Source organism: Psychroserpens mesophilus (assembly GCF_050617655.1).
Taxonomy (GTDB): domain Bacteria; phylum Bacteroidota; class Bacteroidia; order Flavobacteriales; family Flavobacteriaceae; genus Psychroserpens; species Psychroserpens mesophilus_A.
The window spans coordinates 1-267 of the sequence record NZ_JBODQC010000192.1 but is presented as its reverse complement, the minus strand read 5'-3'; the positions used below and the strand labels follow the sequence as shown (position 1 = coordinate 267).

Annotated in this window: 1 pseudogene; it reads right to left on the bottom strand. The window is 33.7% G+C overall.

From position 1 onward, the window contains the following. Nucleotides 1–198 (bottom strand): annotated as a pseudogene (locus tag ACRHNM_RS16910) (hypothetical protein); the annotation flags it as partial. Nucleotides 199–267 lie beyond the last annotated feature (69 nt).

Sequence of the window (267 nt, the reverse complement as noted above, 5' to 3'; positions counted from 1 at the left end):
AACACTACAAATGCCCATATGCGTGTAATTTGTCGCTTTTTCGGTTTGTGTTACCTCATTAATGGCTTCAGATAAATCACTTTGTGAAGCTCCTCTAAAGACAATATCACCAGACTTAATTGTTGTTGATGTTGAGCAAGAACATACTAAGACAATTAGTATGAGCAATGGTATTTTTGTATGTGTGGTAGTCTTCAAACTCTTTCAGAAATATCTAATAAACTAAAGCGAAATTAGCGCTTTTATCGTAAAAATATTAGTCCTACC